Origin of the sequence: Marinobacter sp. OP 3.4 (assembly GCF_036224885.1) — a bacterium.
In the GTDB taxonomy this organism is placed as follows: Bacteria; Pseudomonadota; Gammaproteobacteria; order Pseudomonadales; family Oleiphilaceae; genus Marinobacter.
Window position 1 is genome coordinate 73,242 of the sequence record NZ_JAVVLT010000006.1, and the last position, 20,207, is coordinate 93,448.

Genomic DNA, 20,207 nt, shown 5'->3' on the forward strand with positions numbered 1-20,207 from the left:
TTATACCCCCGGCCTGGGCTGGGCGATACCCGGTACCCGGGCCCGGCCCTCGGCCACATCACCACCACGGCTGGTCAGGGTGACGATCCAGCCAGCCCGGGGCTGCTGGCAGATCACCAGGCCCTGTTCCTCCAGCCAGGCCAGGTCAGTGTGCAACTGATCCCGGCTGACCACGTGGCCGTAGTTGCCGCCCAGCTCATCGCTGAGACTGTACTCATTGGTGGTGAACTGGTTACGCCGTGACAGGATGCGGAGAATGCCCAGACGGCGACCTTCGGTCTGAAAGTCCTGGTAGCTCATTTGTGGTCTCCCTTGTTGTTCAGCAGGTACTGGTTGACCATCGACAGCTGGTGCGAGAGGGCGCGCATCTGACCGGACACGCCGGACAGGTCCTCCGCCACATCGTTAAGCCGTTCGTAGACCTTGGACAGATCCTGGTGCGTGGGCGCTCCATCCAGCTTGCTCTCGAAGACGTCCTGCCGCCGCTCGGAACGGCTGACCCGCTCCTCCAGGTGGTCGTACTGTTGCTCCATATCACCGCGCACCGTGTTGATCGCACTGGCATTGGCCTTGGATTTGTTGGTCAGGTGCGTGTAGATGAATAACGCAACTAGGGCGACCAGCTGGATAAACCCCATCCAGAACCGGGCAGCCTCGTAGTTGAACTCCAGCAACTCCATTACGCCCCCCTGCGGTCATGGTCGGTTTGGCACTCAACGCATCGCACAGCGTTGGGGTTGGCCTCCAGGCGGGCCCCGCCCAGGGGGCAGTCACAGTCCAGGCACAGGCGCTGGCCGTTGTATTCCAGCGGCGCCTCCAGGTGAACTTGGAGCGCCTGCTCCACCCCGGCCCGGGTGAGGCGCTCGGTCAGCGCCTGAGCTTCCTCATAAGCTTTCTCATCGATCGCCACTACTGATCCTCACCTTCTGATTCGGCGGTATTTGGTTCGTGTTTTTCTTTGCAGCGTTCGTTGCGCTGCCTGGCCGATGCCAATTTCTCCCAGCCCCGGGAGCCCCAACGATGCAGGCGGGCCACGTAATCGCTCACATGGCGCTGGGTGTAGTCTCCGGTTGGCCGCACCGGTTCGGGCTCCGGCTTTGTTATGCCCTGATTCAGGTCGCAGACAACGGGAGCCGGCATGTGTTCGGGTGTGGGGATCGGTTCGGGGGTGGTGCCGCAACCGGCCATCGCAAAAGCAAGTACCAATACCAGCAGCCACCTCATGGAAGGCCCTCCAGGGTCTTTCGAAGTACCGGTGCCACCGGTCCATCGTCGCTCTCAGGTGCCGTTTGTATCCGCTGCCACAGTTCCTCGTAGGCGGCATCCTTCTGTTCCAGCCGGGCTTCCAGTTCGAGCATTGCAGCTTCCGCCGCTCTGACGTCCTGCCGCACCTGGTCCAGTGCCTGCTTCCGGCGTTCCGCTTCTGCCTGCCAATGGCTGAGGCTGCTGCGCAGGTCGGTTGATTCACCGCGCGCTTCGGCCAGGCGCTCTTCCAGCCGGCCGGTCTGCCAGTCATGCCAGAGCCAGCCACCACCCATAGCCAACAAGGCGGCCAATGTGCCACCTCCCAGCCATCGCATGACCACACCGCTGATTATCTTGAACATGGGTCAATCCCCTGCCAGCCGGCCTTGGCGTAGCGCGGCGTCAGTTCCCGGAGTATTCGCCGTGGGTAGTGGCGGTTCTCCCGCTTTGCCCAGTCGGCGCGATTGGTGAAGTGCTCAACGTGACCCCACCAGAGATCGGGGTTGTGACCGGCAGCCCTGGCCAGACGCCGGTCACGTGACACCCACCCTGGGCCGCCGTTATAGCCACTCAGGGTGAAGGCCCACAGGTCACAGGCAGGTACATCGCGCGCGTACCACGGCTTTACACGCTCCATGATATGGCGGTCGTAACGGACCATCGCTCGCATTGCCCAGCCGGGGGAGTACGGCGCGGCCTGGCCAAGGTCGGGGTAAATATCGGCGATCCAGTCGGCGGTGGCTGGCATGAACTGAGCTATACCCTGGGCGCCAACAGGGCTGTCAACGCCGGGGCGCCAGCCGCTCTCCTGGTGGATTTGTGCAGCGTAGACGACCACCAACCCGTCCAGGCCTTGCTCCTGCTGGACAATGCGGGTCAATTCACGCTGATAGTGATCGGCAGCACCAGGTATCCCCTGGGCGTTGGCCGCAGCGCAGAGAAAGAGTAGTAACAGCGCCACCAGCAGTGCCTCAGCAAGACATACCCGAATGTAGGTACCGGTCGGAACAAGCGCGTCGCGTTCCATGTCCCGCACAACTCGATGGAACAGCGGCATGGTCAGACCCCCAGTCCAAGGGCAAGGATGGCAGCGGCCATGATGAGTGCGCGTCGCATCATGCTGCCAATGATCAACAGTGCAGTGTCTATGTCCTTGTGACAGATGTCGCCAGGACGGCCGTAGTAGAAGATCGAGCGGTCAATCCAGTAACCGAGGTATGCACCGGCTGACAGCTTGGTCAGGCTCCAGAGCAGAACGCCCAACTGGTGTGGGTACAGGAAGCCGACAACGGCAGCCATCACAATCGTGACGATCAGCCAGGGGCCAGCGCGGAACTTGTCGAGAAAGGTTTGTTTATCCATGGCCGCAGGTTAGCGGCGGGGAGGGTCAGGTCTGGGCCTGAAGCCCTTCAGGGGCGTGACTTGCACCCCTGAAAGACGATGGGCAAAGATTACTCAGACCTGGAAGATATGGCAAGTTATCAGTAGCCAAGCGTCAGCTGTCGGGCCTCAACACCTGCTCTAAATCGTTCAGCAGCCGTTCATCGTAACGATCAAAGAAACCCTGCAACCGTGCGACGTTGTTACGGTCGACCAAGTGCATGTCAAAGGAGGGTGAGGTCAGGTCCGTGATCGCGCTCCGGCAGGCCTGCACCTCTCGCAGTTCCTCCATCAATTCCTCTGGGGTGGGCTTCTTCGGCATAGACATCTCCTGTTGTGTACGACTGAAACAGAGCATAGTGCGATTTTTCGAAATCGTAAGCAGAAATAGTTTAACCGCTCAGAACACCGGAAAACCGCGCTTACCCCCATTGGCTTACGGGGTGTCGAAAATTAGGATACAGCCGGTTTTTCAACTGCAACCTGAGGAACAGACATCAGCTAATGCGGAAACACAGGAGAGTTTTGTGGAGGGGTGACGCCGGGCTAATCGGCTATGGCCAACCATATCCGAGGCCCAGCGAAAGCGAGTCAGTGCGGGGGACTCCTACTGGATCTGGTCCGCTAACTGGCACCTGGATACCCAGTCTTCACGGCCCGACTCAAATTCATAGCCCTGGAATTCCTGTCCAGTAAGCTTGGTGAACCGCTCTTCCGCACGCTTGTAGGCGGCGTTTACCCATTGGCTTCTTGCCTCATATTCGGAATCACTCAGCGTGCTGGTCCGACCATAAATTCTGTTGGCCGCCAAGGAGACCATGCCTTGGGCAGTGAAGGTATCGCACCACTCCTCAAAGTAATCTTCCGAAGCACTGGCTACGGTCGAAGTCATGACCAAGACACAAGATAACAGCAGGTATTTAATCGACATTTCGTTCTCCTCAAGTGATGGTTAACTCAGTGTAACCGTTGGTCACGACTCATTGAACATATCCGCCTGCCGATCATCCGGCACACTCTCGGCCAGGATCTCCCACACCCGCCGCTCGGTGAGACGGTACCGCAGCGCCAGGCGTCGAACCGAGATACCTTCCACCTGGTGTTCCTCCCGCATCTTCCGGTTGCGTGCGGCCTTGGTGGCGGCGCTGCCGGTGGGTACGTCGACGCGCTCCAGGGCGTAGTGCTGGGACAGCGTCCGGGCGGCTTCCACGCCGAGCAGTTCCGCCAGTGGGTGGTCGTCCCGCATCTTGGCCGGCACCGTCAGCCGGGTGCCCCCGTAGACACTGACCAGTGCCTGGGTGGCTTCCAGGCCGATCACGTCAATCAGTTCCTTCAGCGATGTGGGTAGGTAATCGGTATCCCAGTCGGTCATATCAGCCTCCGGATTTCGGCCTGGTGGTGTACTTCTCGGGGTCAACACCCAGCTTGCGCATGTGCTCTTCCCACTTGCGCTGGGATTCCTCCGGGCTCTCTTCCATGCCCTGTTTCTTCTCGGTCACGTTGGGGCGGCGGTTCTCCGTCTCAGCCGCTGGACGTCTGGCTTCCGGCGCCACTGTGGCCAGCACCTGCTTCAGGTAGTTGTGATTCTTGAGGGGCTTGGTCTCGCCCCGCTGGCGCTTCTCGTGCAGGCTGCGGATGGTGTCCTGCAGCGCCGCTGTCAGGCTGTCCCGGTCGGCCAGCGCCAGGGTCTCCTGGGCCAGCTTGAGGGCCCGGGCATTGCTCAGGTCGCTCTTGGCCGGGCGGAACAGGCCCAGATACTGGACCAGGGGCCGGGCCAGCGGTCGGCCAAGGCCAGACAGAACACCCAGCAACTCGCTGCCGGCGTCGTCCTGGATCAGCGCTTCCAACTGGATATGGCTGTGGCAGATGGGGCAGCGGCCTAACTTCATGCGCCACGCTCCGCGTAGTGGTCAGCCAACAGGTCCAGGGTCAGTCGATGGCGACGCCAGCCCTTGCGGATGTTCGGGAATTGCTGCTCCACGTCTTCCAGCGTTAACCCGCTCTCAGCCAGTTGCCGCTCCAACAAGTCCAGCTTGCGGCGCTTCTCCAGCTCCACGTCCAGTGCCGCAATTAGCGACCGCAGGTGTTCCGGCTTCTTCAGCCATGCCACCCTCTCGATACCGGTCTGGCGCTGGGCGATCGCGTCGGCGTAACTCCAGGGCGCCTTCAGCTCGGCCAGCAGGGCCTCCACCTTCTGCAGCATCGGCTCCCAGTCCAGGTTGTGCGGGGTACCCGGGTGCTGCGCCACCCGCTTGCGGGGCCGGGCCTTGAAGCCCCGTTCCTTCATGTGCTGCAGCACCTGGTACAGCTCCGCCACAGTGCAGTCGGCGCAGGACCGCTTGCCGCCCGTGGCCAGGGCAATGGCGTCACGGTAGGTCTCCTCGTCCAGGCCCAGCTGCTTGCGTGCGATGTGGACCTGGGCGGTGACCTTTTTGCGGTTGTCCTTAGCCACCGGATACACCCCTGTCTTTGCCGGGCCGTTGTGCCCCAATATCGAGAGCTTCCACTTCGACAAGCTTGCGCGATAGCCAGCGAATCCTCTCTTTCGCAGCAGTGAGGTTTCCGATGTGTGGGTACAGGTAAACCTCGTTCGCCAGCTCGTCATCGGTCACGTCGCCACGGCACAGAGACGCCCGTTCCCCGTTGTATCTTTCGCCGTGCGGGTCAGGCTCGCCGTTCTCTCGCCACCGGGCTGCCGGCGTTCCACCAGCCGGGGCGGTGGGGGCGGCGGTGAGCATGGCCTCTCCAAGATCAGCCAGCATGTTCATGGGGTGGCTGTCCGCCAGATTGTCGTCTCGCTTCCAGCAAAGATGCGCGTCTCTTGGGGAGTCGATTCGGATATGGTTGTCAGCATCCTTCCAGACTGCCCACCCCTCCGGCACCACCCCGGCGCTGGCCTGGGCGCGTGCTTGCCATGTCAGCCATGCGCGATTTGTCTCGTGGCACAGGTACTGCTGATCCTCGTCTCTGGTCATAGGGTATTTAGTTCGGGCCAGATCAAAGACCCCGGTATTCATGGTCCGACGCCAGAACGCCTCAAACGCTTCCCGCTCAATATCGTTACTCACGGCTGAGCCTCCTCTTTAATCTCCAGATCCGGGAAGTGTTTCCTCAGGTGCGCCACTGCGGATCCCTCGGTACCGAAATCTGGGACAAAGCCAATTACCTGGGGCGTCACCATCCGATCGGCTTTTTTCTTGCCGAATACTTTCTTGAGCTGGTTGTAACCTTTTCGCTTGTAGGCAGCGCGCTTCATTGGTCGCCAGAACCGCGCTTCCGGGTGCACCGGTTTCCCGTCTTCCACCTTGGTCCATTCGCCTCGCTGGTAGTCGTCCACATAAACAACGACGAAGATACGCTTCCCGTCGTGGACCTTCCTGAGGGTGACTTTGTGGCCATCGGCCTGCAGGGTGACCTGTCCGCCCAGGTGCTCCAGGCGCTTCTTGATCTCGTTCCACTTATTCATCTCTGTCGCTCTCCTCGACGGGGGATTCTTCGTAAGCAATAACCACGGCAACGTTGACGAACTTTGCCCCCGCGCTGGCACCAAGCATTCCGAAAAAACCCAGTACCCACGCAGCGGAGGCCACTAGGAACAGGGGCTTCAATTCTTTGTAAATCCTTCTCATGCTGCCGCTCCCGCCCTGCGTGCCTTCCTGGAAGGCAGCTGTGCATAACAGGCTTTGCATGGCTGTTGGGTCTTTCCCTTGCTGAGGTAGAAGAACTCAGCATCATCCGGCCAGTAGTCACCGCACTTGGTGCACTTGCGTTCCCGGCCCAGTTCGGTTGCTCGAAATCGCTGTGCCATGTCGTCCTCCCGTCAGGTGGCTGCTCATCAGTACCGGACCACCACGCCCGGCAGACGCCCCGCAGGGCGTTTCGCTAGTGGGATTTCTGGTCCTGCGCATCCATGCGGACTACTTCCTCGGACCTGACGTCCAGCTGGTCACGGATCGCCTTGCGGATGGCCTCACAGCCCACCAGAGCGAGCCCCTGGACCATCGTCGGTTTTTCCAGGTTGGCCTTCTCCTCGCCAAAGCGCAGCGCCAGCTGGATCCCATCCTTGGTCGGCAGAATGGTGATGGTTGCCGGCTTGCCGCAGTCGGCCAGCCACTGCTCCACGTTGTTCTCAGCCATGGTTGAGTGCCTCCCTCAGCGCCTTGGCCGGCTTGAGCTTCGCACTGACCGAAGCCGGTATCAGGAGAGTTTTGCCGGTCTGGGGATTGCGGCCCGATCGGGGCCCACGCTCCACCGGTACCAGCTTGCCGATACCCGGCAGCGGCACTTCGCTGCCAGCGGCCAGGCGGTCCTGGGCGATCTCGCCCAGGGCGTCGACAACGGCTTCCATGTCGGCCTTGCTGATCTCCATGTTCTGGCGGCGTCCGTGGTGGCCGGCGATCAGGGCTTCAATCAGTTGGTTCTTGTTCATGGTGTTCTCCTCGTTGGTCATCGGGTAACTCCTTGCGTGGTGGTGTGGCGGGCGCTCAGAGCGCCGCCACATCCAGTGGAATTTGCCGGTAGGGGCCGTCTACCCCCTGGCGCTGGTAGAAGCGCAGGTAGCTCTTGCTGCCGGTCACCTGGATGGAATCCATGATGGCCTGCATGGCCTTCTGCCATTGCTCGTCCTGGATGTTCAGGCTGCGCAGGCCCAGCACCCGGGCGGTGCTGATCTTGCCCTCCTTGTCGGTCTGGAAGGCGTGTTCCACCAGGGCCTGGACCTCGCTGCGGCTGCCGGCAGTCCACTCGTGGATGCACTGGTCGATCAGCTCCTTGGCCACCTGCAGGCGCTCGTCGAACGCCAGGTGGTCGGCCACGGCCCGCTTCACCTGGTACTGGCCATCGAACGAGGCCAGGGTGACATTGCCCTTCTTGCCGCCGTAGCTGGTGTCGTATTCCCGGGCCGACAGCTCCAGGAAGGCATCCACCTCATCGGTCAACAGGGCTTTCACCCGGCGCATTTCGGCCTGCAGAGCCAGCACCTGGCTGATGACGTTCTGCACCAGGTCGTCCCGCAAGCGGTCGACGTCCTTGATTTGCTCCACGGGCACCAGGTGCCCCTTGGCGTTACGGCGGAACTGGTCCGCGTTGTGTTCAGTGCTCATGGTTCTCAGCCTCGTGTGGGGGTTGGTGTGGTGTTGCGGGCCCGGCGGAATCCACAGGCAAACCCGCGACGCTTCGGAAACCGCCGGTGGCGCATGGGCTCAAACGGCCGCACGTTGTTGCGTGGGTACTCGTCCAGCTCCTTTTCCAGCTGGGCCTCGATCTCCTGGCGCTGTTCTTCCCGCACCAGGTCGGCGAATTTCTCCAGGCGTTCCCGCTGGATTTCCTTGCGCATCAGTTGGGTGCGCACGCGGGTCTGTGCCGGCAGCAGGGGAAACGGGCGGGTCAGCAGGTCCTGGTACCGGGCCGGGTCGGCCAGGTACTGGTCCAGGCTCACGCCCTGTTTGTGGAGCATGGCGGCGGCGTATTGGTCCGCGTGGTACTCCAGGTAGGCGGTTGGGTACATGCGTGTCACAGATCACCTCCCAGGTCGGCCCAGGCATCACGGATGATGGGCAGGCTCAGGGGCTCGCCCACGTTGTTGGCAAACAGGCTGGCCAGGCGCAGGGTCTGGCTCAGGCCCCTCAGTGCGCCGGGGCGCTTGCCAATGGCCATGCAGAATTTGCGGCTGTCACGGTCGGTGATGCCCCAGGCGTCCAGGATGGCGGTGATATCGGCATCGGTGGGCTTGCTCAGGCGCACCCGCTTGGCCACCCGGCTGAACAGCTGGGCGAAGCCAATGGCCCGGGTACCGCCGGTCAGCTGGGCATAGACGATTTCGTTGCCGGCCAGGCACACGCCCACACCGGTGGCATCGTGGATGGAGCGGATGGAGTCCAGGGCCCGGTGGCACAGGTGCTGTGCCTCGTCGATCACGATCAGGCCCCGGGTACCCTGTACGCGCTCGATAATATTGCTCTCGATCACGTGCACGGCACCGGTGGTGCGCAGGTTCAGCGACTGGGCGATCCGGGTCAGGATCGGACCAGGCCGGGCCACGGTCGGGGTGGCCGTCACCACCCACACGTTGGGGGCCTGGTTCTGGTAGGTGCGGATGGCGGTGGTCTTGCCGATGCCGGCGCCGCCGTACACCACGCTGATGGATCCGGCCATCTGGGCAAAGCTCAGGGCCGAGAGCACCGAGGCCGCGCTGGGGGTGCGCACCCAGTCGGTATCTTCGGGGAGCTTGCCGTCCAGCTCCGCCTCAGACTCGCGGGAGTCCAGCCAGCGCTGGATGGCCTGCTCGATCTTCCCGTTATCGCCGGTGTAAGTGCCCTTTAACCACTGGTTGAGACGGGCTGCATTGACGTTGGTGAGTTTGGATACCGCTGCCTGGGTCAGCCCTTCGTCGGCAATGATCTGCTCGACCTGGGAGACCAGGGCCTCGTTGCGTCTGGCTTTCATGATTTGTCGCTGTTCCCGTGTCATGTGCTATATTGACCTCTCGCTTTTTAAGTGATGGCCCTTCGGGGCCGGTTCGGGCCCGGGAGCTGCCACTCCCGGGCTTTTTCATGCTTCCCCTTTGAACTTCCTCAGATGCCGCTCCATGGCGTCGTTGAATCCGTACTTGTCCGCCGGTGACTGATAGGGCTGGTCGACAATGTCGCTGCCGGCCACGGCCTTCTGTACCCGCCCGAAGTCACCACGCCGGACATTGGTGTCCGCTTCCGGTACCGAGTCCTCCGGCTCCGGCAAATACTCGGAAGCCTCCAGGGCGGACATCCGCTTTTCGGCCTGGGAGGCCAGCTTGGCGGCCTTGCTGCGGCGCTTGTTCTCGCGGTTCCACTCGCGGCCTGCGTTGGTGTCACCGAAGCCGGCGGCCAGCAGGCAGTCAGCGGCGCCCAGGTAACGGCCGTCGTTGCGGTAGATGTGGACCTGCTCGTGCAGCTGGTCCGGATCGAAGCGCACCACGACACGCTGACCGGCGTAGTCCACCAGGAAGTCCGAGCCGTAGCGGTTCTTGCCGTTGGGGCCGTTGCCGATCGTCAGGGCCACGGTGGCGTCGCGCTGGACCAGGACCGACTCGGCCTGCATCAGCCACAGCCGGCGCTGGGCGGCGGTGGCCCGGCGGATCTTGTCGGCATGGCGCTGGTAGCTGTCCTGGAAGGCCTGCTGGAAGCTCCTCACGCCGGCACAGATCTCGGTGCGGCGGTTGGCCTTGGCGTTCCAGTGGTCGATGGCCTGCCGGAGGGTCTTGATGAACACCTCCCACTCCACGGCGGTCTCGCCGTAGTTGTCGGGTTTGTCGGTGGTGTTCGGGCCGGTATAGGCACCTGAGAACCGTGGGTGCTTGTCGACATAGTCCCCAAGGCCGCCCACACCGAAGGCCCGCTCCACCGGCTTGGCCTGGCCCCAGCCCTTGCCGGCAACCACCGATGTCCAGTGCACCTGGATACCGAGCTGCGGCAGCAGGCCCAGGGGGTCGGTCTCCTTGACCTTGAAGCGGTAGCGGTTGGATACCCCGCCGGTGAGCCACTTGTTGGCGGCGGCCCGGGTGTTGTCGATGGTGACGTGCTCAGGGATCCCGTAGTGCTCGATGACATCGCCCAGGGCCAGGCGGATCATGTCGGTGTTCTCGCTCTGGTCGACGCGGTAGCCAACGATCTGGCGGCTGTAGATGTCCTGCCAGAACCAGGTCTTCGGGCGGCCAATCTCACCATTGGGCAGGCGCACGAATACGTTGTGCTGGTACCCGTCGCCGTTGATCCAGTACAGGGCGTGCAGGTCCCGGACGGTTCGGGTCATGGAGGGGTACAGTCGCAACAGGGCGTTCTCGCCCTCGCGGTTGAGTACCCGGATGTGCCGGGGGATCTGCTTGACCTTGCGGTTGATCGTCCGCAGCGCCGGCCAGCTCCAGCCATTGGCCTTGGCCATCTGGTCCACCAGGTCGTAGCACTGGGCGACCGTGCGCCGTTCGGGGGTCAGGTAGAAGGCCTTGAACCGGTCCCAGGCTTCCTCGTCACACTCGGCTTCCGGGCGACCGCCCTGGTAAGCGGGCATCAGGGCCGCCAGCCGGTCTTCCGGTGCCACCGAGTTCGCGAGTTTTTCCCAGCGGTACAGCGTGGCCCGGGATTCCTGGTAGGTCTCCCTGGCCTGGTTGATGGCCTCGGTCTTGGTGGCCCCGCTGTCCTGCAGGCGCTGGATGGCCTCCAGGATGGAGAGCCGGCGCTGGGCCTGGTCCTTCATGGTGTTCGGGGCGGCGTCGTACACTTCCCACAGTTCCTCCCGGCCCGTGGTCGCCGTGGCCACCGGTGCCGGCTTGCGGGTTGCCGTGGTACCCGTGCCGTGCTTCTTCAGCAGGGCGGCCTGGGTCTCGATCGGAAGGGAGGAGAAGGCGTACTCGCGGCCACCGCCACGACCTGACCGCTGCCGATCTTTCCAGCCGTCGCGCTTGGCCCGACGAACGACGGCGCTGTGAGTCGCCGGGACACCGGGGAGGCCTGCCAACTCTTTGGCGGTAAACCATTCCTGGCTCATGCAGCACCTCCAGTAAATTGGCGGGGGCTCACCGCTCCGCTATGGTTGATAGTGCCAACCGAACCAACCAACAAAGGGGAGCCCCCATGACAGACAAACAATTCAAAGCCATCGTCGGCCTGATTAGCGGCCTTGAAACTGCCGTTGTGGTATTGGCCGACGCGATGCAAAAACAAGGCGCCATAAAAGACGTTGAAGGCGTTGCAGACGTATTCGAGCAGCAGATTCAAGCGCTGCCCGATGACCAAGAAATGGTGGAACTGGTGCTGAAGCATGTTGTTAGTGGCCTCCGCCATGCTGACCACGATCCGTCGACCGAGATCTCTCGGGTGCTGCACTGAGTGCTTGATAAAGCTCTTTCTGAACGTTGTTCAGCCATTGAGCAGAGATGGCACTTTTACCGACGCGGCGATTGCGAGCTTTGAACTGTGAATAACGCTTTCCGGGTTTAAACTTCATTCTGCGTCTCCCTCAAACAAAGCCAGTTCCGGTGCCGCTGCTTTCTCCACATTGCAGCGGTGGCCGGCCAGCTGACCCATGGCAGCGGTAAGCCCCCCCATCACTTCTTCGCTTTCCAGGTTGCCCTTATAGAACTGCGCCAGCAGGCTGACCGTGTCATTCAGAACGGTCTGGAGCGTCAACAGGTCGTCCTGGTCGGCGGCCTGTCCGGTGGGGATATCGATCAACAGTTTCTGGGCAGAGGCGCCAATGTACTGGGTGACAAAGGTCGCCCCGCACGCGTGTTCGAAGGGACGGATGAGGGTGGCCGGCATACGGCCGTTTTCAAGATACTTGTACAGGGTCCATTTGCTGGGGATGCCCATCAGGTCGGCCACCCGTTCAACGGACAGGTTTCGCTTCTCCCTGCCATAGTCGAGGCACAGTTCCATGGCATGCCTCAGTGATGTGGGGTTGGCCCGTTTCCAATTCCGGCGGCGCATTTGAATTGCCTCTCTATTACCAGGTCCAAACAAAACCCGAAGTTGCTCTGGCGGCTGTGAGCCATGGCTATCTATGCTGGTCACGAATCCGCACCTTAGGGATCGCGTTATGCTGCTTGTGAGTTCTGGGTTTTTGTTCGCTGCTCTACACCTTGCAAGGTGTTATGCTTTGCTGTGCGCTGGGCATACCGTGCCGGCCAGATGGTCTCCGGCGGTTTGCCGATGGCCTTTGCAATCAGTGCCTCGCCTTTTGGCCAGGGCCGATTCAGGGCGGTTATCAGAGTGGTCTCTGCGGAATAGCCGTGGTGCTTTGCCAGGCGTCGAAGACTCCAGCCGGCCTTGCGCAGTTCGGCGACGATGTCGGCGCGATGCCAGTCCTTAGGGCTGGTTTTTTTGGGGCTCTTTTTTTCACTCATGTAGTAACGCTCTTTGTGGGGTGCGTGTCCTTCATGAGTTAATTATTGGCCACGAACGTGGACACTGTCAACACGTTAGTGGGCGTCAATGTTTGAATGGTCTATACGATTGTGGATATACACCTATTAAGTATTTATAAAACAGTGGGTTGCGATCAACTATGACGCGTCATACTTTGAAGGATCAGGACGTCAATGTTCAGGTGGAGAAGGTTGACGCGTTTCGAGAGCGTGTGGCTGAGGCCATAAAGAAGGCTGGCGGCTCCACGAAGATGGCCAGTAAGGCAGGGATATCCACGTCCGTACTGGCGAAATGGAGGTCTGGTCAATCTGACCCTTCTCGAACAAACTTAATCAAAATGGCTCGGGTATCTGGCGTATCCCTGGAATGGCTCGCAACGGGCGAGGGCGATCCGGAGCATGGAGCCTCAGCTCCTGTGGAAGCGCCCCAGTCCGCTCCAGACCTGGATGCCATGGAAGAGATCACCACAAAGGTCCTGGCGCTCCTGGAGCAACGACGGCCCGATCTGTCCGCCAAGGCCCGCGCGCGCATCATCCGCCTGGTCTACGAGTTCTATATCAAGCAGGAAAAGCCAATGGACGAAGCCAGCCTGGACAACGTGATTGAGCTGGCCGCATTCCGTTAACAACAAGAGGTACGAAAGCAGTGCTGGACGATTTGTTGAGTAAAATCAATGAGGTGATCGAGCAGGAGGAAGAAGGCAAGGGCAGGGACAAACGCGGGTCGACACAGATCGTTGTTGGCGATATCGTGAACAACCGAGGCACCGTGGTCATTGGCGACGGTAACCAGGATATCGGGAGAAGGGAGAGCGACCAGCCAGGCAACCGGCGAGACAACAGCAGCCACGGGCGCAGGGCATCAGACAAGGCGATTCGTGACGAAGTCCAGGAACTGCGCAGCCAGGTGGACCATTTAAGGAAGCTGGTTTTAAAGAACCCTTCCGAGGTTTTTAAAGACGGTAACCCCACCAGTAATGGCTGTCTCACTTCCGATGGCGCAAAAGACCAGAACGCCCGAATGTCTCAAACCGACGCCTCGATTTCTCACCGCCCATCAAACGCCCCGAAACTCCCGCCATGCCTGGCCTCGTCCCACATCATCACATTTCATCCCACGTTATCCCGGGTGTCTCATACTGATTGGCTGCACACAACCTGACGGAATGCACAGATACAGGGAGATCTCCATATGCCGGCACTGGAAAAAGAGCAATGTGAGGCCTGCCGGGCCGATGCGCCGACTGTTACCCCGGAAGAGCAGGACACCCTGATGCAGGAATTGCCCGATTGGGAAGTCATCAAGGTGGACGGGGTCAACCAGTTGCGCCGGGAGTTCCGCTTCCGCAATTTCGTCCAGGCCCAGGCCTTCACCAACCGGGTGGCAGACCTGGCGGAGGAAGAGGGCCATCATCCTGCCATTCTGCTGGAGTTCGGCAAGGCGACGGTGCGCTGGTGGACCCACAAGATCCATGGCCTGCACCGTAACGATTTCATCATGGCGGCGCGAACCGACAGGTTGTTCGAGGAATAGCCAGTACCCTGTCCTGGTGTTCGCCGGTCAGGGGACCAGCAACACCGGGTGGCGGCTTTCCCGTACAACGGTCTCTGCGGTGTGCCCGAGGGGGAATTGGTCCTCGGGCGTGCTGCCGCGCTTGCCGATCAGGGTCAGTGCCGGCTGGCTGTCCCTGATCAACGCCAACAGTTCCCGGGATGGATGCCCGGTGAGGATCCTGGCATGGACCGAGGCCTTGCTGTTGGCAATATCGTGAACCAGCCTGTCCACCTCATCGGCTTCCGGCGGTGCGTCATCCGGTCGCACCCAGACCACCCGGCCTTCCTGGCCATCGCTCGTCAGCATCTGGAACAGCTCCTCGCAACGACGGGCATTCTCGGAACCGTCGGTGGCGAGGAACACCGGCGACTGGGGGGAGGAGGGCTGTGCCTCAACCGGCAGGATCAGCAGGGGGCGCCGCGTCATACGGGCCAGGTTCATGGTGATATTGCCCCGGAACAGTTCGCGACCGGCCGAGTGATGGGTGCTGCAGCAGATAACACCATCGGCCTTGTGGTGGCGGGCCAGTTCCAGTACGCAGGAGGCCACGAACCCGTGGCGGACCTCATAGTCGGTATCCACCCCCCAGTGTTCGGCATACTGCCTGGCCAGATCCCTGAGTTTGCTCTCCACGGCGCTGTCGCTGTCCCGGATGTGTTTTCGGGTATGGGGCTCAACCACATAGGTGAGCGTCAGCCTTCTGGTCCGAAGTCGCTCCAGCAAGGGGGGCAACTGCTTGATGGCCTGTTCCCAGTTGTCGGAATAATCAACGGTCAGAATCAGATGGCTCAGCATATCCAGCACGCTCCTTGGAAGCATCATCAGATAGTCATGGGAAATGCCTGATATGACATTCAGGACCCTTTCAGGGACTTCCTGATATAAAGCTAGCACATTGTGGTGACGGTGCTATTCAGGAAACTTCCAGAGACGCGCCTGATCCGGACAGGATGCTGAAACCTTTCGCCGACAGTTGAGGATCGATATGGAAGCGGACGCCTTCACTGGTCCTGAGCAGGCCGGATGGCATGATGCCCATCATGCCGTGAAAGGTATTGGAAAAATGGGCCAGGTCGGAAAACCCCGACGCCACGGCAGCCTGGGTGAAGGTCTGGCCATTGGCGATGGCCAGTGTCGTGGCATGCAGGCGGTGCCATTGCCGGTAACGACCGGCGGAGATGCCAAGGTACTGGCGGAACAGTTGGATCACCCGGGGCACGGAGAGATTGACCGTTGCCGCCAGGTCTTCCGTGGTGATGTTCTGGGTTCGCCCTCCCCGGATCATGCTGATGGCCCGGACGACCCTGGGGTCGACACCGGCCGGGTCCAGCCGGTTGGTGTCCGGCAATCCCTGTTTGACCAGGGTGCCCAGTACCGCCTGGGGAGACAGGGAGGCTCCCAGGACATGCCGTGCCAGGGACACCAGGTGATCTTCGCCAGCCAGGGGCCAGAGGATATCCCGGGTCTGGCGGTCCGCACTTCCGGACAGGGCGGTGAAGTCGTGCAGGAAGGGATCAAGAAACAGCACCATAACGGATGGGCTGTCACTCTCAACCCATATCGGCAGGCCGGGCCTGACCAGGCAGCAGCGGGTGTCCACCGTCTCGTCGGCGTGGGTCTGCCGGTGTACCCGCAGGTTGCTCTCCACGCCGACCAGCAGGGCCGCGCTGCCGTAGCTGCGGTAGCGCGGTGCCAGGGTGGGACCGGCGTAAAGTACGCGGTTATCCCAGATATAGATGTGAGTGGGCACACGGCCGACCGGAGATTGCACGGGGTTCCCTCCATGGGAAGAAAGTCTTTCCAAACTCCCTGAGAAGCCCCTGAACGGGTCCCGGGCGCGAGACGATGTTCAGCGCCTGTCAGCGGCTCTCTGTCATCCCTATATCCTACCCGGTATTGGCTGGAAGTGAGGTTATACCGGCGTGACCAAGTGCTCAGATGGTGTCGAATTATCATTGCGCACAAATGATGCGGTCATGGTCACGGGTATCCTACGGGTTCCAGTTTCAAGGGCGGCTCCGGTCCGTGCCTTCTGCAGTATGGACAATGCATAACGCAAACAGGGTAGCCAGGGAGCAGTAGGTTGCCTTCAGGGAGAGTTCAATGGAGAGTTCCAATGAATAAGAACATCAGGCGACCGCTTATGAGAGGGCGGGCCTCGGCATGTCGTTACTATCTGTCCGGCCTGGCCCTGGCCATGGCTGCGGCCAATGCGCCGGCGGCAGTCCTTTTCGAAGAGAATTTCTCGGATGGCCTTGGTGCCTTTAGCGACCAGGGCCGCGTCTACAACATGACGGCGGGTGAGGTGGCCATGCGTGGCGGCGGATCCACCGAGACCCGGGTCCGTTCCGGCCCCATCGCGATCAACGGCGCCAGTGACCTGACCCTGTCCTTCTACCGGGACATTTCAGGGTTTGACAGTGTGGAGTCACTGACGGCCTTCGTGTCCAGCGACGGCAGTACGTTCCAGTCCGTCCAGTCCGTCAGCAGCGGGTCTGGCGTGGTGACCGTTGATATCGGTGATGTGGCTGATGGCCAGGACCAGATATACCTGCAATTCGCTATCAATGCGTCCAGCTTCTTCGAGCGGGCGGGCCTGGGCAGCATCCTGCTTGAGGGCAATGCGTCGGATAATCCGGATGACCCTGATGACCCGGACGATCCCGATGATCCGGACAACCCCGGCGGTGATGACGAACCCATGCCGGAAGCCGGGGATTTCGTCACCTTCGAATCCGGACATGTGCGTCCCATGGCCCTGTCCTCCGACGGTAACCACCTCTATGTGGTGAATACGCCGGACAACACCGTGCAGGTCTTTGATGTGTCCGGGGCTTCCCCGACACCGGTGGAAACCATTCCGGTGGGCCTGGAGCCGGTTTCCGTAACCCTGCGTAACGACGGTGAACTGTGGGTGGTCAACCATCTGTCCGACAGTGTCAGCATCATCGATGTTTCCGGTGCTACTGCCCGCATCGAGAACACCCTGCTGGTGGGCGACGAGCCCCGGGACATTGTCTTCGCCGGCAATAACGACCAGTGGGCCTTCATTACCGCCGCCCACCGTGGCCAGAACGTGCCGTTCGATCCCGAGTTGACCACGCCGGGCGTCGGACGTGCGGATGTCTGGGTGTTCGATGCCAACAACCCCGGTTTCCAGCTTGGTGGTGAGCCTGTCACCATCCTCAACATGTTTGGTGACACCCTGCGCGGCCTGGCCCGCAGCCCGGATGGCAGCACGGTGTATACCGCTGTCTTCAACTCCGGTAACCGGACCACGGTCCTGGATGAGGAAATTCCCGATGGCGGTCTCGACAAGCCTGGGCCCCAGGTTGCCGCTGACGGCACCGAGCAGCCCCGTACCGGGCTGATCGTGCAGTTTGACGGCCAGAACTGGATGGGGCCGGGTGATCCTGTCAACGGCGACGCCCCCCGTAACTGGAACGATCTGGTGAAGCTCGAGCTGCCGGATTATGACGTGTTCGAGATCGACACCACCGGGTCCGTGCCCCGGGTGGCCTCCCGAACCAGTGGCGTGGGTACCACGCTGTTCAACCTGGCGGTCAACCCGAGCAACGGCAATGTGTACGTTTCCAACCAGGAAGCGAACAACCTGACCCGTTTCGAGGGTCCCGGCCTGGCCTCCACCACCGTGAACGGCAATTTCGTGGAAAGCCGGATCACTGTGGTGGATGGCAATAATGCCCTGCCGCGCCACCTGAACAAGCACATTGACTACTCCACCGGGCCTGGCAACGGTACGGCAAGCGAGAAGGAGCGTGCCGTCGCCATCCCGCTGCAGATGGCAGTGTCGTCTGATGGCGAGGACCTGTTCATGGCCTCCATGGGGTCCAGCAAGCTGGTGCGCTATGACACCGGTGCCCTGGAGAACGACAGCTTCCAGCCCAACACCAGCGATCAACTGGTGGTCAGTGGTGGCGGTGCCACCGGTGTGGTGCTGGATGAGTCCCGTGGACGCGCTTTCGTAACGACCCGTTTTGACAACGGCGTATCCGTGGTGGATATCGAAGGTTCCATGAGTGAGCTGGCCCACGTGACCATGGATAACCCTGAACCACAGAAGGTGGTCGAAGGCCGTCGGTTCCTGTACGACGCCACCTACACCTCAAGCCGTGGGGATTCTTCCTGCGCCGGTTGTCATGTGTTCGGGGACATGGATCACCTGTCCTGGGATCTGGGCAACCCGGATATCGCCTCAGAGGACAACCCCAACGAGTACAATCAGAACGTACCGGCCTTCGGTCGTAACCTGACCTTCCACGCCATGAAGGGCCCCATGGCCACCCAGAGCCTGCGCGGCCTGAAAGGCAATGGCCCCATGCACTGGCGGGGTGACCGCACCGGTGAGGACCGGGATCCGGGTGAAACCCTCGAAATGGCGGCGTTCAAGGAGTTCAACGAGGCCTTCCCGGGTCTTGTGGGCCGCTCCTCTGAACTGACGGACGCGGAAATGACCAGCTTCGCGGAATTCGCGCTGGAGCTGACCTACCCGCCCAATCCAGTCGCGGCGCTGGATAACAGCCTGAGTCCGCGCCTGCAGGAGGCCATGGAGGTCTACACCACCGTGAACTCCGACTTCGTGACCAACTGTAATGGTTGTCACGTGCTGGATCCGGATCAGGGTATGTTCGGCACCGACGGCACCATGTCTGTGGAAGGGGGCGATGTCGATGAGGATATGAAGATCCCGCACCTGCGAAACATGTACCAGAAGGTTGGCATGTTCGCCAAGAACGGAGCGGATCGTCCGGAGCGTGGTCCCCAGATTCGTGGCTTCGGCTATGATAATCAGGGGGCGTCCGGTTCCGTGGACAACTTCCTCAGCGCGCCGGTGTTCCTGCTGCTGGGTGAGGAGAACCGCCTGATGGTCCAGGACCTGGCCCTGGCGTTCCCGTCCGAGGTGAACCCCATCGTGGGTCAGCAGGTGACGTTGAACCCGGACAACCGCAATCGCTCCGACGTACAGGCCCGTCTGGACCTGCTGATCGAGCGGGCGCTGGTGACCAACCCACGTCCGGAGTGTGACCTGGTGGCCACTGCGGTGCTTGATGGCCAGACCAGGCGTTGGGTGTTCAATGCCAACGAGAAGTTCGTACCGGGTGATCGTGCCACGCCGTCCCTGAGCCGCAGTGAGCTGCTGTCCCGGGTGAACGACGAGGACACCTCGGTCACCTTCACCTGCACGCCTCCGGGCAGCGGTGTTCGCAACGTGGCAAGCAACTGATCCGTCAGTTGTCTTGTCATCGGGCCAAGGCCTGAAAAAATAGAACCCCGGCCTGCGAGCCGGGGTTTTTTCGTACTCCTCCAGGCAATAAGGACGGCTTATTCAGTATTCCTGCCCGATGATTTCGATATCTTCCTGCATGTCCTTCCAGGCACGGTTAAGGTTCTCGACCATCCTGTCGGTGTCCGATGCCTTTTCCGAGAAGATCAGTGTCAGGGGCCAGTCCAGGAGATTGTCATACTGAAGGTCGGGCAGGGGGTTATCCTGGAGCAGGTTGTCCATGGGGGACTGGAAGTTGACAAGGTAGTCGCCACGCCTGAATGCCAGCATCCGGAGGGCAGAGAGATGGCTTGGGGCTATGGTGATCTGGGTATCCGGGTCTTCCTTCAGTGGGTCCAGCAGGCGCCAGTAGGTATAGCCCCGGATCAGGATCAGGCTTTCACCCCGGAGGTCCTCGATGGAGGAAATCCGGGCCGCACCCTCCCGGGAGTAAGCGTTGAGCCGGATACTGCCGGTATGGAAATCGGTTTCCCGGGTGTAGGGAGCCAGTTTGGGAACGCCGGCCGACCCGAGCCACATGTCGATATCACCGTGTTCCAGATACAGGTAGACCCGTTCTATGGGGAGTTCCTGCCAGGTGATATGGTATCCGGCCCGGTCGGCGACAGTCTCGGACAGGTCAATGAAGGTACCTTCCACCTCGCCGGTGTCCGTGGTGTAGGCCAGTGGCGGGAACTCAATAAAGGCACCACGGATAACCGGGCGATCCTCAGCGGTCGCTGCATGGAACGGGAAGCTGACCAGTGCCGCGGCGAGGGACACTGCGCCTATGGTGCGACGAAGCTTGCTCATGAGCGGATCTTTATAATTGGAATTATCGTGCGATT

General features: G+C 61.2%; 31 protein-coding genes, 1 other RNA gene and 1 pseudogene. 6 read left to right on the forward strand and 27 right to left on the reverse strand.

The window, feature by feature from the left end; translation table 11 throughout:
* The 22 genes from RO069_RS00825 to RO069_RS00930 all read right to left on the reverse strand — a co-directional run bounded on the left by RO069_RS00825 (window position 1) and on the right by RO069_RS00930 (window position 11,142).
* A complete protein-coding gene (locus RO069_RS00825) occupies window positions 1-300 on the reverse strand; it encodes a VpaChn25_0724 family phage protein (protein WP_328184642.1) in 300 nt (99 codons plus the stop codon).
* A complete protein-coding gene (locus RO069_RS00830) occupies window positions 297-680 on the reverse strand; it encodes a DUF2730 family protein (protein WP_328184643.1) in 384 nt (127 codons plus the stop codon). Before RO069_RS00830 ends, RO069_RS00825 begins: the two co-directional genes overlap by 4 nt.
* Window positions 680-910 carry a TraR/DksA C4-type zinc finger protein gene (locus tag RO069_RS00835; protein WP_328184645.1) on the reverse strand — a complete coding sequence of 77 codons (231 nt, stop codon included), beginning with the start codon at window positions 908-910 and terminating at the stop codon, window positions 680-682. Before RO069_RS00835 ends, RO069_RS00830 begins: the two co-directional genes overlap by 1 nt.
* Window positions 910-1,224 carry a hypothetical protein gene (locus RO069_RS00840; RefSeq protein ID WP_328184647.1) on the reverse strand — a complete coding sequence of 105 codons (315 nt, stop codon included), beginning with the start codon at window positions 1,222-1,224 and terminating at the stop codon, window positions 910-912. Before RO069_RS00840 ends, RO069_RS00835 begins: the two co-directional genes overlap by 1 nt.
* Window positions 1,221-1,607: a hypothetical protein gene (locus RO069_RS00845; protein WP_328184649.1), complete on the reverse strand. Its 387-nt coding sequence runs from the start codon at window positions 1,605-1,607 to the stop codon at window positions 1,221-1,223. The genes RO069_RS00840 and RO069_RS00845 overlap by 4 nt, the downstream gene beginning before the upstream one ends.
* Entirely contained in the window at window positions 1,595-2,302 is a 708-nt protein-coding gene (locus RO069_RS00850; RefSeq protein ID WP_328184650.1) for a transglycosylase SLT domain-containing protein, read from the reverse strand. Before RO069_RS00850 ends, RO069_RS00845 begins: the two co-directional genes overlap by 13 nt.
* 2 nt (window positions 2,303-2,304) lie before the next feature.
* Window positions 2,305-2,607 carry a putative holin gene (locus RO069_RS00855; RefSeq protein ID WP_328184652.1) on the reverse strand — a complete coding sequence of 101 codons (303 nt, stop codon included), beginning with the start codon at window positions 2,605-2,607 and terminating at the stop codon, window positions 2,305-2,307.
* Between the two features lie 133 nt (window positions 2,608-2,740).
* Window positions 2,741-2,947 (reverse strand): hypothetical protein, encoded by a 207-nt coding sequence (locus tag RO069_RS00860; RefSeq protein ID WP_328184653.1) that lies wholly within the window; start codon window positions 2,945-2,947, stop codon window positions 2,741-2,743.
* Window positions 2,948-3,232: 285 nt separating this feature from the next.
* A complete protein-coding gene (locus RO069_RS00865; RefSeq protein WP_328184655.1) occupies window positions 3,233-3,556 on the reverse strand; it encodes a hypothetical protein in 324 nt (107 codons plus the stop codon).
* Between the two features lie 42 nt (window positions 3,557-3,598).
* The gene (locus RO069_RS00870) at window positions 3,599-3,997 is read right to left on the reverse strand and encodes a Mor transcription activator family protein (RefSeq protein ID WP_328184657.1); all 399 of its coding nucleotides are present in this window, start codon (window positions 3,995-3,997) and stop codon (window positions 3,599-3,601) included.
* A 1-nt stretch (window position 3,998) separates the two neighbouring features.
* Window positions 3,999-4,514, reverse strand: a complete 516-nt coding sequence (locus RO069_RS00875; protein WP_328184658.1) for a hypothetical protein — start codon at window positions 4,512-4,514, stop codon at window positions 3,999-4,001.
* Window positions 4,511-5,077, reverse strand: a complete 567-nt coding sequence (locus RO069_RS00880) for a gp16 family protein (RefSeq protein ID WP_328184660.1) — start codon at window positions 5,075-5,077, stop codon at window positions 4,511-4,513. The genes RO069_RS00875 and RO069_RS00880 overlap by 4 nt, the downstream gene beginning before the upstream one ends.
* Window positions 5,070-5,693, reverse strand: a complete 624-nt coding sequence (locus RO069_RS00885) for a hypothetical protein (RefSeq protein WP_328184662.1) — start codon at window positions 5,691-5,693, stop codon at window positions 5,070-5,072. Before RO069_RS00885 ends, RO069_RS00880 begins: the two co-directional genes overlap by 8 nt.
* Window positions 5,690-6,091, reverse strand: a complete 402-nt coding sequence (locus tag RO069_RS00890) for a hypothetical protein (protein ID WP_328184664.1) — start codon at window positions 6,089-6,091, stop codon at window positions 5,690-5,692. Before RO069_RS00890 ends, RO069_RS00885 begins: the two co-directional genes overlap by 4 nt.
* Window positions 6,084-6,254 (reverse strand): hypothetical protein, encoded by a 171-nt coding sequence (locus tag RO069_RS00895; RefSeq protein ID WP_328184666.1) that lies wholly within the window; start codon window positions 6,252-6,254, stop codon window positions 6,084-6,086. The genes RO069_RS00890 and RO069_RS00895 overlap by 8 nt, the downstream gene beginning before the upstream one ends.
* A gap of 193 nt (window positions 6,255-6,447) precedes the next feature.
* An RNA gene (locus RO069_RS00900) (hammerhead ribozyme type II) lies at window positions 6,448-6,510 on the reverse strand.
* Window positions 6,508-6,762 carry a hypothetical protein gene (locus RO069_RS00905; protein WP_328184667.1) on the reverse strand — a complete coding sequence of 85 codons (255 nt, stop codon included), beginning with the start codon at window positions 6,760-6,762 and terminating at the stop codon, window positions 6,508-6,510. Before RO069_RS00905 ends, RO069_RS00900 begins: the two co-directional genes overlap by 3 nt.
* Window positions 6,755-7,054, reverse strand: coding sequence for an HU family DNA-binding protein (locus RO069_RS00910; RefSeq protein WP_328184669.1), 300 nt, complete (start codon window positions 7,052-7,054; stop codon window positions 6,755-6,757). The genes RO069_RS00905 and RO069_RS00910 overlap by 8 nt, the downstream gene beginning before the upstream one ends.
* Before the next feature lie 55 nt (window positions 7,055-7,109).
* A complete protein-coding gene (locus RO069_RS00915; RefSeq protein WP_328184671.1) occupies window positions 7,110-7,727 on the reverse strand; it encodes a DUF3164 family protein in 618 nt (205 codons plus the stop codon).
* A gap of 5 nt (window positions 7,728-7,732) precedes the next feature.
* Window positions 7,733-8,140, reverse strand: a complete 408-nt coding sequence (locus RO069_RS00920; protein ID WP_328184673.1) for a hypothetical protein — start codon at window positions 8,138-8,140, stop codon at window positions 7,733-7,735.
* Entirely contained in the window at window positions 8,137-9,069 is a 933-nt protein-coding gene (locus RO069_RS00925; RefSeq protein ID WP_328184674.1) for an AAA family ATPase, read from the reverse strand. Before RO069_RS00925 ends, RO069_RS00920 begins: the two co-directional genes overlap by 4 nt.
* Before the next feature lie 105 nt (window positions 9,070-9,174).
* A complete protein-coding gene (locus RO069_RS00930; protein WP_328184676.1) occupies window positions 9,175-11,142 on the reverse strand; it encodes a transposase domain-containing protein in 1,968 nt (655 codons plus the stop codon).
* Between the two features lie 86 nt (window positions 11,143-11,228).
* Here RO069_RS00930 and RO069_RS00935 point away from each other — a divergent pair, with 86 nt between their 5' ends.
* Window positions 11,229-11,483: a hypothetical protein gene (locus RO069_RS00935; RefSeq protein WP_328184677.1), complete on the forward strand. Its 255-nt coding sequence runs from the start codon at window positions 11,229-11,231 to the stop codon at window positions 11,481-11,483.
* A 114-nt stretch (window positions 11,484-11,597) separates the two neighbouring features.
* Here RO069_RS00935 and RO069_RS00940 read toward each other — a convergent pair whose 3' ends face one another.
* Entirely contained in the window at window positions 11,598-12,083 is a 486-nt protein-coding gene (locus RO069_RS00940) for a hypothetical protein (RefSeq protein WP_328184679.1), read from the reverse strand.
* 107 nt (window positions 12,084-12,190) lie between these two features.
* Window positions 12,191-12,499 (reverse strand): helix-turn-helix domain-containing protein, encoded by a 309-nt coding sequence (locus RO069_RS00945; protein WP_328184681.1) that lies wholly within the window; start codon window positions 12,497-12,499, stop codon window positions 12,191-12,193.
* Between the two features lie 161 nt (window positions 12,500-12,660).
* Here RO069_RS00945 and RO069_RS22070 point away from each other — a divergent pair.
* The 4 genes and pseudogenes from RO069_RS22070 to RO069_RS00960 form a co-directional block, all read left to right on the forward strand.
* Window positions 12,661-12,903, forward strand: a pseudogene (locus tag RO069_RS22070) (helix-turn-helix domain-containing protein); the annotation flags it as partial.
* 33 nt (window positions 12,904-12,936) lie between these two features.
* Complete coding sequence (locus tag RO069_RS00950) at window positions 12,937-13,146, forward strand: hypothetical protein (protein WP_328184682.1); 210 nt, start codon at window positions 12,937-12,939, stop codon at window positions 13,144-13,146.
* 20 nt (window positions 13,147-13,166) lie between these two features.
* Window positions 13,167-13,682, forward strand: coding sequence for a hypothetical protein (locus RO069_RS00955; protein WP_328184684.1), 516 nt, complete (start codon window positions 13,167-13,169; stop codon window positions 13,680-13,682).
* 30 nt (window positions 13,683-13,712) lie between these two features.
* Window positions 13,713-14,054: a 4a-hydroxytetrahydrobiopterin dehydratase gene (locus RO069_RS00960; RefSeq protein WP_328184686.1), complete on the forward strand. Its 342-nt coding sequence runs from the start codon at window positions 13,713-13,715 to the stop codon at window positions 14,052-14,054.
* A 27-nt stretch (window positions 14,055-14,081) separates the two neighbouring features.
* Here RO069_RS00960 and RO069_RS00965 read toward each other — a convergent pair whose 3' ends face one another.
* On the reverse strand, window positions 14,082-14,870 hold the full coding sequence (locus RO069_RS00965) for a universal stress protein (protein WP_328184688.1): 789 nt from the start codon (window positions 14,868-14,870) through the stop codon (window positions 14,082-14,084).
* A 118-nt stretch (window positions 14,871-14,988) separates the two neighbouring features.
* The gene (locus tag RO069_RS00970; protein WP_328184690.1) at window positions 14,989-15,846 is read right to left on the reverse strand and encodes a helix-turn-helix domain-containing protein; all 858 of its coding nucleotides are present in this window, start codon (window positions 15,844-15,846) and stop codon (window positions 14,989-14,991) included.
* 345 nt (window positions 15,847-16,191) lie between these two features.
* On the opposite strand from RO069_RS00970, the gene RO069_RS00975 reads away from it, so the two are divergent.
* Entirely contained in the window at window positions 16,192-19,320 is a 3,129-nt protein-coding gene (locus tag RO069_RS00975) for a YncE family protein (RefSeq protein WP_328184692.1), read from the forward strand.
* 102 nt (window positions 19,321-19,422) lie between these two features.
* Here the strand turns inward: RO069_RS00975 and RO069_RS00980 are convergent, their stop codons facing one another.
* Window positions 19,423-20,172 (reverse strand): substrate-binding periplasmic protein, encoded by a 750-nt coding sequence (locus RO069_RS00980; protein WP_328184694.1) that lies wholly within the window; start codon window positions 20,170-20,172, stop codon window positions 19,423-19,425.
* Between the last annotated feature and the right edge of the window lie 35 nt (window positions 20,173-20,207).

Coding starts and splice junctions, on each gene's coding strand:
- RO069_RS00825 (WP_328184642.1), bottom strand. CDS start 300: ATGAGCTACCAGGACTTTCAGACCGAAGGTCGCCGTCTGGGCATTCTC.
- RO069_RS00830 (WP_328184643.1), bottom strand. CDS start 680: ATGGAGTTGCTGGAGTTCAACTACGAGGCTGCCCGGTTCTGGATGGGG.
- RO069_RS00840 (WP_328184647.1), bottom strand. CDS start 1,224: ATGAGGTGGCTGCTGGTATTGGTACTTGCTTTTGCGATGGCCGGTTGC.
- RO069_RS00845 (WP_328184649.1), bottom strand. CDS start 1,607: ATGTTCAAGATAATCAGCGGTGTGGTCATGCGATGGCTGGGAGGTGGC.
- RO069_RS00850 (WP_328184650.1), bottom strand. CDS start 2,302: ATGCCGCTGTTCCATCGAGTTGTGCGGGACATGGAACGCGACGCGCTT.
- RO069_RS00855 (WP_328184652.1), bottom strand. CDS start 2,607: ATGGATAAACAAACCTTTCTCGACAAGTTCCGCGCTGGCCCCTGGCTG.
- RO069_RS00860 (WP_328184653.1), bottom strand. CDS start 2,947: ATGCCGAAGAAGCCCACCCCAGAGGAATTGATGGAGGAACTGCGAGAG.
- RO069_RS00865 (WP_328184655.1), bottom strand. CDS start 3,556: ATGTCGATTAAATACCTGCTGTTATCTTGTGTCTTGGTCATGACTTCG.
- RO069_RS00870 (WP_328184657.1), bottom strand. CDS start 3,997: ATGACCGACTGGGATACCGATTACCTACCCACATCGCTGAAGGAACTG.
- RO069_RS00875 (WP_328184658.1), bottom strand. CDS start 4,514: ATGAAGTTAGGCCGCTGCCCCATCTGCCACAGCCATATCCAGTTGGAA.
- RO069_RS00890 (WP_328184664.1), bottom strand. CDS start 6,091: ATGAATAAGTGGAACGAGATCAAGAAGCGCCTGGAGCACCTGGGCGGA.
- RO069_RS00895 (WP_328184666.1), bottom strand. CDS start 6,254: ATGAGAAGGATTTACAAAGAATTGAAGCCCCTGTTCCTAGTGGCCTCC.
- RO069_RS00905 (WP_328184667.1), bottom strand. CDS start 6,762: ATGGCTGAGAACAACGTGGAGCAGTGGCTGGCCGACTGCGGCAAGCCG.
- RO069_RS00910 (WP_328184669.1), bottom strand. CDS start 7,054: ATGAACAAGAACCAACTGATTGAAGCCCTGATCGCCGGCCACCACGGA.
- RO069_RS00915 (WP_328184671.1), bottom strand. CDS start 7,727: ATGAGCACTGAACACAACGCGGACCAGTTCCGCCGTAACGCCAAGGGG.
- RO069_RS00925 (WP_328184674.1), bottom strand. CDS start 9,069: ATGAAAGCCAGACGCAACGAGGCCCTGGTCTCCCAGGTCGAGCAGATC.
- RO069_RS00930 (WP_328184676.1), bottom strand. CDS start 11,142: ATGAGCCAGGAATGGTTTACCGCCAAAGAGTTGGCAGGCCTCCCCGGT.
- RO069_RS00935 (WP_328184677.1), top strand. CDS start 11,229: ATGACAGACAAACAATTCAAAGCCATCGTCGGCCTGATTAGCGGCCTT.
- RO069_RS00940 (WP_328184679.1), bottom strand. CDS start 12,083: ATGCGCCGCCGGAATTGGAAACGGGCCAACCCCACATCACTGAGGCAT.
- RO069_RS00945 (WP_328184681.1), bottom strand. CDS start 12,499: ATGAGTGAAAAAAAGAGCCCCAAAAAAACCAGCCCTAAGGACTGGCAT.
- RO069_RS00960 (WP_328184686.1), top strand. CDS start 13,713: ATGCCGGCACTGGAAAAAGAGCAATGTGAGGCCTGCCGGGCCGATGCG.
- RO069_RS00965 (WP_328184688.1), bottom strand. CDS start 14,870: ATGCTGAGCCATCTGATTCTGACCGTTGATTATTCCGACAACTGGGAA.
- RO069_RS00975 (WP_328184692.1), top strand. CDS start 16,192: ATGAATAAGAACATCAGGCGACCGCTTATGAGAGGGCGGGCCTCGGCA.
- RO069_RS00980 (WP_328184694.1), bottom strand. CDS start 20,172: ATGAGCAAGCTTCGTCGCACCATAGGCGCAGTGTCCCTCGCCGCGGCA.